The sequence below is a fragment of the Streptococcus suis YS56 genome (assembly GCF_000440115.1).
Lineage (GTDB): Bacteria > Bacillota > Bacilli > Lactobacillales > Streptococcaceae > Streptococcus > Streptococcus suis_L.
Genome location: NZ_ALMY01000052.1, coordinates 29464 through 44063 on the forward strand (window position 1 = coordinate 29464; position 14600 = coordinate 44063).

14 protein-coding genes are annotated in these 14600 nt (G+C 42.6%); all 14 read right to left on the minus strand.

All coding sequences use genetic code 11. The features are described 5' to 3' along the window. Positions 1–89: 89 nt before the first annotated feature. The 14 genes from SST62_RS0105915 to purH all read right to left on the minus strand — a co-directional run bounded on the left by SST62_RS0105915 (position 90) and on the right by purH (position 14598). The gene (locus tag SST62_RS0105915) at positions 90–725 is read right to left on the minus strand and encodes an HAD-IA family hydrolase (protein ID WP_029186638.1); all 636 of its coding nucleotides are present in this window, start codon (positions 723–725) and stop codon (positions 90–92) included. A gap of 1 nt (position 726) precedes the next feature. Next, positions 727–1473: a GNAT family N-acetyltransferase gene (locus tag SST62_RS0105920; protein WP_029942649.1), complete on the minus strand. Its 747-nt coding sequence runs from the start codon at positions 1471–1473 to the stop codon at positions 727–729. Then, positions 1473–2471 carry a Holliday junction branch migration DNA helicase RuvB gene (gene ruvB / locus SST62_RS0105925; protein ID WP_029186640.1) on the minus strand — a complete coding sequence of 333 codons (999 nt, stop codon included), beginning with the start codon at positions 2469–2471 and terminating at the stop codon, positions 1473–1475. Before ruvB ends, SST62_RS0105920 begins: the two co-directional genes overlap by 1 nt. A gap of 253 nt (positions 2472–2724) precedes the next feature. Next, positions 2725–3993 (minus strand): MerR family transcriptional regulator, encoded by a 1269-nt coding sequence (locus SST62_RS1000000111905; protein ID WP_029186641.1) that lies wholly within the window; start codon positions 3991–3993, stop codon positions 2725–2727. 370 nt (positions 3994–4363) lie between these two features. Then, a complete protein-coding gene (locus SST62_RS0105935) occupies positions 4364–5107 on the minus strand; it encodes an ABC transporter permease (RefSeq protein ID WP_029186642.1) in 744 nt (247 codons plus the stop codon). After that, positions 5100–5924, minus strand: coding sequence for an ABC transporter ATP-binding protein (locus tag SST62_RS0105940; protein ID WP_029186643.1), 825 nt, complete (start codon positions 5922–5924; stop codon positions 5100–5102). The genes SST62_RS0105935 and SST62_RS0105940 overlap by 8 nt, the downstream gene beginning before the upstream one ends. A 402-nt stretch (positions 5925–6326) precedes the next feature. Next, the gene (purB, locus tag SST62_RS0105945; protein ID WP_029186644.1) at positions 6327–7619 is read right to left on the minus strand and encodes an adenylosuccinate lyase; all 1293 of its coding nucleotides are present in this window, start codon (positions 7617–7619) and stop codon (positions 6327–6329) included. Positions 7620–7680: 61 nt separating this feature from the next. Continuing rightward, on the minus strand, positions 7681–8883 hold the full coding sequence (locus SST62_RS0105950; RefSeq protein WP_029186645.1) for a hypothetical protein: 1203 nt from the start codon (positions 8881–8883) through the stop codon (positions 7681–7683). After that, on the minus strand, positions 8871–9965 hold the full coding sequence (gene purK, locus SST62_RS0105955; protein WP_029186646.1) for a 5-(carboxyamino)imidazole ribonucleotide synthase: 1095 nt from the start codon (positions 9963–9965) through the stop codon (positions 8871–8873). Before purK ends, SST62_RS0105950 begins: the two co-directional genes overlap by 13 nt. Next, a complete protein-coding gene (gene purE, locus SST62_RS0105960; RefSeq protein WP_029186647.1) occupies positions 9952–10440 on the minus strand; it encodes a 5-(carboxyamino)imidazole ribonucleotide mutase in 489 nt (162 codons plus the stop codon). The genes purK and purE overlap by 14 nt, the downstream gene beginning before the upstream one ends. Positions 10441–10465: 25 nt before the next feature. Continuing rightward, positions 10466–11728: a phosphoribosylamine--glycine ligase gene (gene purD / locus SST62_RS0105965; protein WP_029186648.1), complete on the minus strand. Its 1263-nt coding sequence runs from the start codon at positions 11726–11728 to the stop codon at positions 10466–10468. Between the two features lie 205 nt (positions 11729–11933). Next, positions 11934–12110, minus strand: a complete 177-nt coding sequence (locus SST62_RS1000000112220) for a DpnD/PcfM family protein (protein WP_228376850.1) — start codon at positions 12108–12110, stop codon at positions 11934–11936. 79 nt (positions 12111–12189) lie between these two features. Beyond that, positions 12190–12966, minus strand: coding sequence for a DpnI domain-containing protein (locus tag SST62_RS0105975; RefSeq protein ID WP_408551785.1), 777 nt, complete (start codon positions 12964–12966; stop codon positions 12190–12192). Between the two features lie 84 nt (positions 12967–13050). Then, positions 13051–14598 carry a bifunctional phosphoribosylaminoimidazolecarboxamide formyltransferase/IMP cyclohydrolase gene (gene purH, locus SST62_RS0105980; protein ID WP_029186650.1) on the minus strand — a complete coding sequence of 516 codons (1548 nt, stop codon included), beginning with the start codon at positions 14596–14598 and terminating at the stop codon, positions 13051–13053. Positions 14599–14600 lie beyond the last annotated feature (2 nt).

The following is a 14600-nucleotide window of genomic DNA, read 5'->3' on the forward strand; positions in this document are numbered from 1 at the left end:
AACACCTCCAAATATTCTTTTGTATATTATAGCAAAATCAATACTCAAATTCCATACTTTTCTGATTATATAAACAAAAACAAACGATTTTACGTTTGTTTTTGTTTATATTCATCAGTTAATATTTGTTTTATGTCCAATAAAGAAACAATCTTCCAATTCTTCTCCACACCATCAATTTGCAGGTTGATGCTATGAATCCCTGCGTTGATAGCTGTTTCTACATCAAGCAAACGGTCGCCGATATAGTAGGTATTTTCCTTGTCCAGTCCGTATTTTTTGATGAGAAATAGCAGAGCTTCTGGACTTGGTTTGCGGGCAAAACCAGAATCGCTGGTCAAGATTTCTGTGAAATGGTGACGGACACCCAAATCCTCCAAAACCTGAAAAGCATTGTCACTCTTGTGTGTATAGACGAAATTTTGAATACCTTTCTCTGCTGTCCAGTCCAGAATTTCACGCGCACCAGCCATCAAGGGAATCTGCGTATTTTTCTCCTTCAAGGAAGTCGCACGCACACAATTGAGTTCATCGCTATCTAGACCGTATTTGTCCGTATCACGCACCAGCAAATCCTTGACAGAATAGCGAAGAATGAAATTTCTTACTTCCTCACGGTCAAAAGGGAGATCATATTGTTCATAGGTTTCCTGAATTCCAGCCAAAATCGCCTCATAGGAATCCAAAAGGGTTCCATCCAAATCCCAAATAAATGTCGGTGTCATCTTATCTCCATTCATATGCTTGATAGGGCTTGTCCAATTGGTAACCCAATTTTTCAGCCAGTTTCAAGGAAGTCAGAGTATGGGCATCCCAGCTAGGATAGAGATTACGGTCTAAACAAGCTAAGATTAACTGAGCAGCACAAGCTCTAGCCAAACCCAAACCTCGATAGTCTTCCCTAGTATCCACTTCTATCTCAATCCCACCTGAATAACTGGCATAGGACGAGGCACCTGACACCACCTGTTCCTTATGCAAGATGACATAGCCTAGACCCAAGTCTAAAAACTGCTCCACATCAGCATAATTGCCCACCAAATCGCGTGACCAGTCTTCCACCAGACAGGCATCATACAGATTACAGTCAATCACTTTCAGGTCAAACTCTTCAGGTAGGGCGTCAATCAGTTTCTGCAAATGCCAAAGGTCAAAACTAGTATCTTTTTTCGTAGCATAACGGGTAAAAGACCGGATATTGTCTCCGTAAGTCCCTTCTATCAAGTCTGACCAGGCTTGGTTTTGAGGTACTAAAATAATATCCTTTCCCTCACACATTTTTAGCAAGTCCACATTTGGTTTTCCGACCAAAAAACCAAAGAAGCTCTGCCGTCCATAGAGAGCTAGGGCTGACTGGGGTGACTGGCTGTCATCAACATGAATCTGTCCCATTCTGCCTTCTAAACAGGTCCAAATAATTGCCTCAGGCCAATCTCCAAATAAACTGGCTACTCGTCTCATCTGCTCTGCCATTATTTTTCCGTATAGGGATAACCCAAGTGCTCGTAGGCCTTGGCTGTCGCGACCCGCCCCGTCCGTGTCCGCATAAGGAAGCCCTGCTGAATCAGGTAGGGCTCGTACATGTCCTCCACCGTTTCACGCTCCTCGGCGATATTGACCGACAGGGTGTTGAGGCCGACGGGACCGCCGCCGTACATCTCAATCATGGTACGGAGAATCTTCTGGTCCACATAGTCCAGCCCCTCACGGTCCACGTCCAGCATGGTCAGGGCCTTGTCCGTAATGCTATCATCAATCAGGCCGTCGCCCATAATCTGTGCAAAATCCCGCACCCGCTTGAGCAGGCGGTTGGCGATACGAGGAGTCCCCCGAGAACGACGAGCCAGCTCGATCGCTGCTTCATGGGTAATCTCCATGTCAAAGATGTCCGCTGTCCGCTCGACAATCTCGGTCAAATCAGCCAGTTGGTAATACTCCATGTGACCGGTGATACCAAAACGAGCCCGCAGGGGATTGGACAGCATACCCGCACGAGTGGTCGCTCCTATCAGGGTAAAAGGCGGCAACTCCAAATGCACAGAGCGGCTGGCTTCCCCTGCTCCAATCATGATGTCGATGTAGAAGTCTTCCATGGCAGAGTAGAGAATTTCTTCAACCGCCATGGGCATACGGTGGATCTCGTCAATAAAGAGGACGTCGCCAGGTTCCAAATCATTGAGCAGGGCTACCAAATCGCCTGCCTTTTCAATGACAGGCCCACTGGTCTGCTTGATATTGACCCCCAACTCGTTGGCAATAACAAAGGCCATGGTGGTCTTACCCAGACCCGGAGGGCCAAACAGAAGGGTATGGTCCAAGGCTTCATCACGGAGTTTGGCCGCCTCGATAAAGATTTTCAACTGGTCCTTGACCTTGTCCTGACCGATGTATTCATTTAATTTCTGCGGACGCAGGGTACGCTCAACGTATTCCTCGTCCTGCATTTGTTCCATATCTAAAATTCTAGTCATGGGACTATTATAGCACAAAATGAAAATACCAGACTCAGTGAGTCCAGTATTCTCAGGAGATTATATGATCCCTAGCTCTTGTCGCTTGCGACTTAGAGCTAGGGATACCTTTAGGTGAAAAGATATGCCAGCCGTTTGAGCTTTAGCTCTTACGGATGACGATACTGAAAATCATTCAGTAAATGTTTCGCTATTTCTAGCTTGGATATAGTATAGCGCGCCAAACTTAAGGGAAACTAAAACAGAATACATTTTATTTATTTTCCACTATTCGTAAAAATCGCTCTAGATAGTATGCATCTAAATCGTTGTACTGACTGCCTTCTGCTGAACTTTCTTTGGGAATGCCCAGATTCATCAGTCGCTGATCAAATTCCTCGAGTTCAATGTAGGTGTCATCTGGCACTAAATCCTGATTAACAGTCGGCTGCATAAACACAATTTCCTTTCCGTCAAGCTGAATACGGTAGCTAAACTGTCCCTGCTTTTTAGTTTCATCTAGGGTAAACACCTTGATCCCAAATCCTGCCCAGACAGACTTGACATCACTGTAAAGATATTCCTTGGACGGTGCCAACAGATTGATGTCGATAATCTGGCTATCTGTTACTACTGTTGTTGTAGAAATTAGCAAAGCGGTCAACAAGATACAGCCACCTGCCAGACCCAAGCCATATTTCCAAGGAAGTTTCACCAGCCTCGCCAGTTTTCCCAAAAGAAAAACGAGAAAAGCCATAATAAATACCATGGAAACCTTGAACAGACCAATCGAATACTCATAGAAGAGCCAGTCGCTTGGTAGGAAGAAGGTTTCTGTCAGCCAGCCGACGAAGATAAAGTAGCTAATTCCACCCACAAGGGAGATTAGACCGATTGGAATCCACCAAGCTTGACTGCGGTTTTTCTGGCGGACCTTGTCCCGATGTTTCCACCAAGTCACGAGGTAATCTCGCCAGAGGAGTGTGATCCAAGCAGTGGCTAGTAGGGAAACCACGGCTAGTAGGAAAAGATTTTCCTGACGGCCTTGTTGTATTCGAGTAAACAACCAGAGAATTGGACCTAATAACATCATGGTCTGCATGAGGGTCATCCATATGCTTGGTAACAAGGCATTTTCTAGGTCTTGTTTTAAGTCTTGGAACTCACCGCTTTCCACAAAAGCAATGGAGTCCTGAGCTTCTTCTAGCCAGTCATCTTTCTTGCCTATGTCCTTGACAACCTGATCCAGCAAGTCAACCTTATCTGCCAACTCTTCTGCTTGCTGATTGATTTCTTGCTGTTTCTCACGCAGGGCTGATTGCAATTCCTCCTCCGACAAGGTTAGAAGTCCTTGAATCTCTGCTAGAGAACATTCAAAATAGCGGAGCAACTTAATCAAGCGGAGCTGCTGCACATTTTCCTCTGAATAATCACGGTAGTCGTTGAGTGGATTTCTCGCCACTTCAATCAAGCCCTTTTCTTCATACAGGCGTATCGCCTTGGTTGACAAGCCTGTCAACTTCTCCACATCCTTGACCTGCATAAGCAACCTCCATCTGCTTTGATAGTCCTAGCATACACCATTCCCCTAGGGGTGAGTCAAGACTTTTTATCAATTTATAGAAAAACAACCGATTCACCACATTTAAGGAAAGCAAAAAAATTCTCTGGAAAATCCAAAGAATTTAAATTCTTATCATCTCACTACCAATTATGGTCTCAAATAATGTGCCGCCACATATCCTACAACGAAACCTGCAACTGCAGCTACTAACATATAATTCTCCTCCTTCATAATATAATACTCTTTCTTCAATTTCCTATTAGTTTTGAATACAATAAACAATAATTCCTACACCGACACCGATAATGAATGCTGGTACCATAAATTTCTCCTTTCTAATTTACTCATATTATAAAGAATATTGGATTTTTTCTTTTATTCCTGATAGGGAGTTCCTAAAATATTTCCGCCAATTTCCCAAGTAGAGAATCAAGGCCAAACTAATCAGGACAATCCACCCCAATAGGTAATAGAGTTCCTGATTCCAAAGTTCAGAATGGGGATTTTTGAAAAATTCAATATAAGCTCCTAGAAAACTATATTTCAAAATCTGCCCCACTGTCTCATTCATCAAAGACAGGCTAGGTCCCATAGACACTGCCATTGTGATAAGCATCGAGGTAACCTGTGACTTGGATTGAGATTGGGAAGTTGCCCCGATTAAAAGATTGATTAAAATGGAAGCCAGTGATGTCAAAAGCATGATAACCGAATAACTAAAAATATATCCTGATACATCAGCCTGTGTGATAGCTGGAAATAGAATGAGGTTGACAAAGCTAATGACAACAGGATAACACAAAATAGACAGCACATATTCACTCGGGCGAACACCTGTCAGTAACAAGGTAGACAGATTATTCTTTTCCTTTTCTTCAGAAATCATTGCTGATATAGGACTTCCTACTGACATACCAATAGCCATTGAAAAACAAATTCCCATTAAATCCATTGCCTTGGTATCATCTGTTTTCATCACAAACTTAAACAGTAGTAACATGAAATAGGGCATCAATACTGGCAATAGAATGTTCTTATTGGTCACCAAGACTTGTGTTCGAAGCCAAAGTAAGGCTAAAAATCGTTTATACATTTAAGGTTGCTCCTGTCTGTTGAATAAAAATATCTTCCAAAGTTGGCTCACAAGAGTGAATAGTTGTCGCCTGAGCTAACTTTTCAGGTGTCAATTCACTAAACAATAGCTCATGATCACTACCGTCCTCAAAAGTAACCCTCACTTTTTTAGTGACATTATACTTATGAATCAAATCCTGCGGACTTCCCTTTTCAACCAAATTTCCTTGATTCAATAGAACCAATTGATCACATAAGAATGTCGCTTCTGCCATATCATGCGTGGTCAAGAAGATCGTCGTCCCCTTACCCTTTAGCTCCAATAAGAGTTCATGAATCCGCTTTGAAGTTGTAGGATCTAGACCGCTTGTCGGCTCATCAAGAAACAATACTTTTGGTGAATTGATTAAGGCTCTTGCAAGCAACATTCGTTGCTTCATGCCTGTAGATAGTTTTTCTGCAATTGTCTTTTTACTATCCAGCAATCCTACTTTTTGTAGAATAACCTCTACTTCTTTCGAACTGACACCAAAGAATTTTGCATAGAACAACAAATTATTTTCCAAGGTCATCTTCTCGAAGAAACCACTTGAATCACTGACCAACCCCATTGCTTCAAAGTCCTCTGGCGACAATAGGGTCGATTCTTTACCTAGTAGATAAGATTTTCCGCTATCTGCTGGTAGCTGCCCGGTAATAATCTTAATCATGGTTGTCTTTCCCGAGCCAGAGGGACCCAAGAATCCAAAGATTTGTCCTTTTTGAATGTCAAAGCTAATGTTGTCTAAGGCAACCTTGTCTCCAAACTGTTTATGGATATGTTGAACTGTTATCATCTCTACTCCCCTAAATTAAAACAAACTTATTTTTTCCACCATGATAAAATCCATAAAACTGGTGCTATAATCATCCTTCTTCTCCTTTCATTTTTCCTACACTTGTTTATTCGTAAATCATTTGGAAAATGATTTATTTTTTCAAGTGTGTATCTCCTTGAGGGGAATTTTCCCTCTCACTTACTTATTCGCAAATCGTTGTCATTTTTTGAAAAAATGTTATTTTTTTGAATAAGTTGTGAGCTGGCTTCCCTACACTTATCTATTCGTAAACTTTTGTAAAAAATAATTTATTTTTACTCACGAATGATTGTCTAGCGTAAGGAGCTTGTTTTCCCCTTCACCTATTTATTCGCAAGTAAACAAAAAATTCTCTGGAAAATCCAAAGAATTTTAATTTTTTTATAATCCAAGTCGTTCAAAGATGTCATCCACCCGCTTAGCATAGTAGTCTGGGTTGAAGAGTTCATCGATTTCTTCCTGGCTGAGTTTGGCTGTCACACGCTCATCCGCTTCGAGAAGGGGCTTGAAGTCCACTTGATTATCCCAAGACTGCGCAGTTTTTGGTTGCACCAAGTCATAGGCTTCCTCACGGGTCATGCCTTTTTCAATCAAGCTGAGCATCACACGCTGGCTGTAAATCAAGCCAAAAGTCGACTCCATATTGCGTTTCATATTCTCAGGGAAGACCGTCAAATTCTTAACAATATTGCCAAAACGATTGAGCATGTAGTTAATAAGGATAGTCGTATCCGGCGTGATAATCCGCTCCGCTGACGAGTGAGAAATATCACGTTCGTGCCAGAGAGCCACATTCTCAAAAGCCGTCACCAAGTGACCACGCACCACACGAGCCAGACCGGTCATATTTTCAGAGCCGATAGGGTTGCGTTTATGGGGCATAGCAGAGCTGCCCTTTTGGCCTTTGGCGAAATACTCTTCGACTTCACGTTGCTCAGATTTTTGTAGCCCACGGATTTCTGTCGCCATACGTTCGATAGACGTTGCAATCAAGGCTAGGGCTGAGAAATATTCTGCGTGGAGGTCACGAGGAAGGACCTGGGTCGAAATTTCCTGCGGACGAATGCCCAATTTGTCACAAACATACTCTTCCACAAATGGAGGAATGTTGGCAAAGTTTCCAACTGCACCCGAAATTTTACCAGCTTCAACACCCTTAGCCGCCACATCAAAACGCTCCATATTGCGTTTCATTTCGCTATACCAAGTCGCTAATTTAAGACCGAAGGTCGTTGGCTCCGCATGGACACCGTGGGTCCGACCCATCATAATGGTGTACTTGTGCTCACGAGCCTTGTCAGCGATAATGTTTGTAAAGTTTTCAAGGTCACGACGGATGATGTCGTTGGCCTGCTTGTAGAGGTAACCGTAAGCCGTATCCACCACATCGGTCGATGTCAGACCATAGTGGACCCACTTGCGTTCGTCACCAAGACTTTCCGAAACCGCACGCGTGAAAGCCACCACATCGTGACGAGTTTCCTCTTCAATCTCTAAAATGCGGTCGATGTCAAAAGTCGCCTTCTCACGAATCAAGGCCACATCTTCCTTGGGAATCTCACCCAACTCAGCCCAAGCCTCATCCGCGAGGATTTCCACCTCCAACCAAGCCTTGTACTTGTTCTCTTCACTCCAAATAGCCGCCATCTCTGGACGGGAATAACGATTGATCATTGTTTCTCCTTATAATTAATATGTTAAAGTAATTTATATTTCCTGATTGCTAGTTATCGAACTAAGGATTTACATTATGCCTTTCAATCCTACAAAATAGTCCCAATATCCCGAGCAGTATAACTACCACAAAACTTACAATCGCAAAATTTTCTCTTGATATAAACCAATTAAAAATAAATGGGATAGTATAAACAATTGGAATACAGCTTGCTAGCCAACCTCTTTTTAACAACACAAGATTAAATCCTCTGACAGACCAGATTGTTTTTAAAGCAGTTAAATCATCGGTATACATATCCATTTGTGAAAAATAAAATGGAATCCAGAGAATACATAGTAACATTCCAACAATAATGTAAGCTACATAAAAAAATATATTCAAATGTCGGATAGACAGCTCTAGACATACTATACCTGCCACTAGTAAAAAAGATACCGTATAACTCAAAATAAATTTCAAACACTGTTTAATCTTCCTTCTTAGTAAACTAATCTTTAGTATTTCTGAAATAAATAGGAAATTATCTCTTAGCGTCTCACCCAAGGCTTCTACTTGCAGTTTTTCCAGTTTAGTTTGAGTAAATGCCATTTTTTTATAAACAGTATCTCTTCTATCTTTAGTTTTCTCTAGTTCTAAAATCTCTTCCAGTGTACCGACTTCTTCATTAACTCCAAATGACCATATTTCTATCAATCTTTCTAATAAAAACACTCGTTGCTTATCTTTATAAATAACATCAATTTTCGAAATTTTGATCATTACCCACAAAAACATTATTATTATTGCTATTGAAAGCACAAATAAAAATCCTAACTTTACATTAGTTACTACCTCTTTATCAGAAAATAATTCAACCATTTTATCCATGGTAGGTAATTGAAATTCTGGGAATAATTCTTTAAAAATAGAAGTCAAGCCTAAGCTTCCAATTCCACTGATAAGTGTAACCAGCCAATCTCGTGAAGTAAAGTAACTTCCTGTTCCATTTTTTAAGAATTCCAAATACTTTTTAATATCTTCGATTGTTATTCCCTTGCTCACTAAATCTTCTTTAAGTTCTAATTGAACCTTATCAAATTCAAAAACAGTTGAATACTTTTTATTAATGATTCTACCACTATTAGAATACCAAATAGAATACGCTCTCTCAATCAATAAATTTATGGGAGAGTTATTATACTTATCATTCTTTTTTTGTTTATAAACTATATAACTCGAAATAATAAGCAAAAAAATAAAAATTGTAACTATTTCATACACACTAGTCTATCCTTTCCAAACTCCACCTCAACGTCATCCGTCAACACCGTCACGTGTCCCATTTTGCGATTGTGCTTCGCTTCTAGTTTACCATAAAAGTGGGGATGGGCGGTAGGATTTTCTTGAAGAAAGGTTTGAACTGTTTCCATGTCTTGTCCCAAAACGTTAATCATAACTGCTGGTGAAAGCAGGCGGATAGCAGGTAAAGGCTCCCCTAGAATGCCTCGGATATGGGTATCAAACTGTGAGAAATCACAGGCCTCAATGGAATAATGCCCTGAATTGTGTGGTCGAGGAGCAATTTCGTTGACCAGAATATCCTGACCTGCCACAAACATTTCAACACAGAGGGTGCCTGCTAAATGGAGCTTGTCGGCGATTTGCAGGGCCATGGTTTTGGCTTTTTCAGCTAGGTCGTCAGAAATACGAGCAGGCACGATAGTCTTGTAAAGAATATTATTGCGGTGGATATTTTCCTGTACAGGAAAGACGGTGTAGTCGGAGCCATTGCCAGACACAAGGACGGAGATTTCCAGGTCAAAATTCACAAATTCTTCCAAAATACACTCGGCAGAGTTGGCTAACTGACTAGCCTCTACCAAGTCCGCCTCTTCTCGAATGACCTTCTGGCCATGTCCATCATAGCCCCCAGTGGCTGTTTTCAAGACGTAGTTTTTGCTGAGGTCCAGACCTTCTAAATCTAGGCTAGATGTGACGACTTTGTAGGGGGCGACTTGCACGCCAGCTTTTTTTGCCAAAAAATCCTTCTCAAAAATGCGGTTCTGGGAAATGCGGAGGAGGTCTGTGCCTTGAGGGAGCTGGCCATCCTTGATGACCGTGTCCAGTCCGTCGGCATCGACATTTTCAAACTCGTAGGTCAGGACATCGCACCGCGCCGCCAACTGTTTGAGGGCTGCCACATCGTGATAGGGAGCGACGATGACCTCGCTGACCTTGGAGGCTGGGCAGTCCGCCGCAGGATCCAGCGTGATAACCTTGTGGCCCATGTAAATAGCGGAAATAGCCATCATCTGCCCCAGCTGACCGCCGCCGATAATTCCGATTGTCTTAGATGAGGTCATCTGTCATCGCCTCCGCAATTTTTTCCTGCTCCTTGGCAAAGTCTGTCAGCTGAGCCGCAATGGTTTGGTCTTCAATGGAGAGAATCCGAAGGGCTGTCAGAGCCGCATTGGTCGCACCTGCTTCACCAATAGCCATAGTCGCAACAGGCACACCGCCCGGCATCTGCACGATAGAGTAGAGCGAATCCACACCGCTGAGGGCACGAGATTGAACAGGAACACCGATAACAGGCAGGGTGGTCTTGGCTGCTACCATACCTGGCAAATGAGCCGCACCACCCGCACCTGCGATGATGACCTTGATGCCACGGCCACGAGCTTCTTCGGTGTGACGGAACATGAGGTCTGGGGTGCGGTGGGCAGAGACTACTTTCTTTTCATAGGCTACGCCAAATTTGTCCAGCACATCGGCTGCTTTTTTCATGGTTTTCCAGTCGGAACTAGAACCCATGATGATGGAAATTGGAATGTTCATGTTTGTACTTCCTTTTCTTTATACCTTATTTTACGGCCTTACTTCCAATATCTGTCCGATAAAAGAGACCTGTCGTATCTTGAGTTTTCAGTTCAGCATAAATAGTTTCTTGTGCTTCTTGGACGGTATCTGCTGTGGTGACTAACATGTAAACTCGACCGCCGTTTGACAGCAGTGCTCTGCTATTTTCCGCAAAACGCGCCCCTGCATAGTAGGTCGTGATGTCGCCCTCGGTCTTTGCTGGCAACTCTACGCCTTTTTCGTAGTCCAGAGGATAGCCGTTTGAAGCTACAACTACGCCAAGCGTCACGCCACCATCTAACCAAGTAATCTGTGGCTCTCTACCTTCTAAAATATCAGTGATGTTTTGGGCAAAGTCTGATGTCAAACGCGGCAAGATAATTTGGGTTTCAGGATCCCCAAAGCGAGCGTTAAACTCGATAACTTTAGGTCCTTGCTCCGTCAGAATCAAGCCCGCATAAAGAATCCCAAGGTAGGGACGACCTTCTGCGATCATCCCATTAAGAACAGGCTTGATGATGGTGTCAACTGCCGTGTCCACCACACTTTGAGGAAGATGAGGAACTGGCGCATAAGCTCCCATACCACCTGTGTTTGGTCCCTTGTCACCGTCAAAGGCACGTTTGTGATCTTGAGCAGTCGGCATAACGTAGAACTTGTCACCGTTGACAAAGGCAAAGAGAGAGAACTCCTCACCTGCCAAGAACTCCTCGATGACCACGCGCGCACCTGAGTCGCCGAATTTGTTGTCTAAAAGCATATCACGCGTTGCATCGACCGCTTGCTCAACAGTTTCTGCAACCACTACGCCTTTTCCTAGCGCTAGGCCATCTGCCTTCACCACAATTGGTGCGCCTTGCTCTTCGATATAGGCTTTGGCTTCTTCGAAATCTGAAAATGTGCCATAGGCTGCTGTTGGAACATCGTACTTGACCATGATTTCCTTGGCAAAGTCTTTTGACCACTCTAACTCCGCGGCTAACTTTTTAGGACCAAAGGCTTTTAATCCTGCCTGTTCAAAATCATCGACAATACCTGCTGCCAAAGCATCGTCTGGACCAACAAAAGTCCAGGCAATGTCATTTTTCTTAGCAAAGTTGATGAGAGCAGAATGTTCGGAAATACCGATATTTACCAATTCAATCCCATCTAAAAGCATTCCATCATTTCCAGGAGCGACAAAGACCTTTTCTACCTGATCAGACTCTAACAATTTCTTTGCTATAGCGTGTTCACGACCACCAGAGCCAACAACCAAAAGTTTCATTTATTATACCTCAAAAACGGATTTTCTATAAACAGTATAGCAAAAACAGACGGATTTTGACAGAAAGAATAGAAGAATGTTCGGGAATAGAAAAAGCTCCCCGAGGTGAGCAAACTTGATTATCTAAACAAATCATATAAGTAACCTTGTTTTAGCATGTCGAGATTGAAAACATAGCGTCAAGTCCACATAGTATTATCTTCTTTCAACATTTTTGCTTCAAAAGTCCATAACTATATTCTTGGAAATCATTCGCATCTAGAATAATTTCTTCCGACATATACATACTATGAGCTACTTGCAGTGCCTCCTCAAGATTTTTCGCTTCAATCTTGATTACTTTTGACAAGGTTTCAGTAAAAACGATTTCATATACCTTCACATTGACCATCCTTTCAGTGCTATTACATCAATTTTAAACCATATTCTACTTCTTACTGCAATTCTCCACGTAAATCTGATTATAGCTTTCTATACCTTCCTCTTGCTAAAAATTCTATGACACCTTTGTCACGTAAAATTTGCAACTGCTGACGAATTTTATCTTTGATATGTTTATTATTTGGAAACTTCTGTTTCAAATCATTTTCAAACTGGTAAAATCTCTCCAATGTAAACTCTTTTTCTTCAATTTTATCTAAACATTTTAAAATTTCTAATAACCAGCCTCTCGTCGCAATACTTTGCTTTCGAATAAACAATGTTTCTGAAAATTCCTTGGAAACAAGATCAGGTTCTCTAACATGGCCATTTTTCACTAAAAAAATACGACCGTATGATGGAACCTGTGATAAATCAATATTGCATCCCACCCAACCTGCTCTCTTGGCAGTAGGAGCAAGTGGTTTACGTCTGATAATTGTATCCACCGTAATGAACTGTTTAGGCAAAACTAAAAAATTCGTAACTGCAAACTCTTTTGAATAGGTTAGAAAGAAAAAGTTAGGATTGTTATCTGCTTGAACACGCTCTATCATACTTTCGTAAGCACCATCACTGATGATGGAAGAAAAGTTCCCTTTCTTACTCTTTAACTCGAACTCTTCTGAACACGCTTTGCAGAAAAAATCAGCAACTGGTCTATTATTTTCAAAATGAACTAATGGCTTCTGCCCACAATGTGGACAGTAACTATTTTGGTTTACCCAATTCTCCGTCAAAACTCTAGCTTTTTGACTGTTACTGTGGTAACCTGAAACCAAATCTATATTAAGCTGTAAATCCAATATTCCCTCCATCTAAGATACTACCGATTATTAAGTTCATTATACCAAAAACCACCCCAACTTCTCCAGCTGGGGTGTTCCTCTTTCTCCAAATTCTCAATGTCTAAAATGTCTTACTCCCGTAAAGACCATGGTCAAGCCATACTTGTTGGCCATGTCAATGGAATCTTGGTCACGGACAGAGCCACCCGGCTGAATGATAGCTTTAATGCCTGCCGCAACGATTTCTTCCACGTTATCAGCAAATGGGAAGAAGGCATCCGACGCTAAAACGGCTCCTTCCAAACGGTCCTTAGCCTGCTCGATGGCGATACGGACGGAAGCCACACGGTTGGTTTGCCCTGGTCCCACTCCCAAGGTCATCTTGTCATTGGTGATGATGATGCCATTGGACTTGACATACTTGGAGGACTTCCAAGCGAACTCCATGGCCGCCCACTCTTGCTCGGACGGTTGACGCTCAGTCACAACCTGCCAGTCCGCTGGGTTTTCCACCACCACGTCCTGATCCTGCACCAAGAGACCACCAACAACGCCTGTGAATTCCTTTTCTACTTCACTAGCATCTTGAGCATCAAAAGCCAATTCCAAAATGCGAAGATTTTTCTTTTTATTGGTCAAAATTGCCAACGCTTCTGCCGAGTAGCTCGGTGCGATGATGATCTCTAAGAAAATCGGATGCATCTTTTCAGCAGTCGCAGCATCTACTTCCCTGTTGAGTACAACGATTCCTCCGAAAATCGATACTGGATCAGCCTCATAAGCATAATCCCACGCATTTTCAATAGTATCTGCTTGTCCGATACCACAAGGATTCATATGTTTAAGAGCTACAACAGTTGGACGGTCCTTGAAATCACGGATAATACGAATAGCGGCATCCGCATCACGAATGTTATTGAAGGATAGTTCCTTCCCGTTTAACTGCTTAGCAGATGCAATGGAATATGCAGTCGGAAGTGCGTTTTGATAGAAATCCGCATTTTGTTGTGGATTTTCTCCATAGCGCATTGGCTGATTAAGGTCATAAGTAAGAGTAAGTTTCTCAGGTTTCTCTTCACCTACTTGCTTAGTGAAATAATCAGCTATTAAAGCGTCGTAAGCTGCGGTATGACGAAAGACTTTCGCTGCTAATCGCTGACGCGTTGAGTAGCTAGTTTCCCCCCGCTCTGCTATTTCTCCTAAAACTGTTGGATAATCTGCCGGGTCTACCACAACTGTCACACTGGCATGATTCTTGGCCGCTGAGCGCAACATAGATGGACCACCAATGTCAATGTTCTCCACTGCCAAATCATAGGTTACATCCGGGCAAAGAATTGTTTCTTTGAATGGATAAAGGTTGACTACCACCAAATCAATCAAGTCAATTTCATGGTCGCTGGCAGCTTGCAAATGGCTGTCCAAATCCCGACGTGCCAACAAACCACCGTGAATTTTCGGATGAAGAGTCTTGACACGACCATCCATCATCTCTGGAAAACCTGTCACATCATCAATGGCGATGGTAGTTACACCAGCCTGATCCAAGGCAACCTTGGTACCACCGGTGGAGATAATTTCCCAACCGAGTTTGGTCAGTTCCTGGGCAAACTCCACAATGCCCACCTTGTCTGATACGCTAATCAGTGCGCGTTTAGTCATTT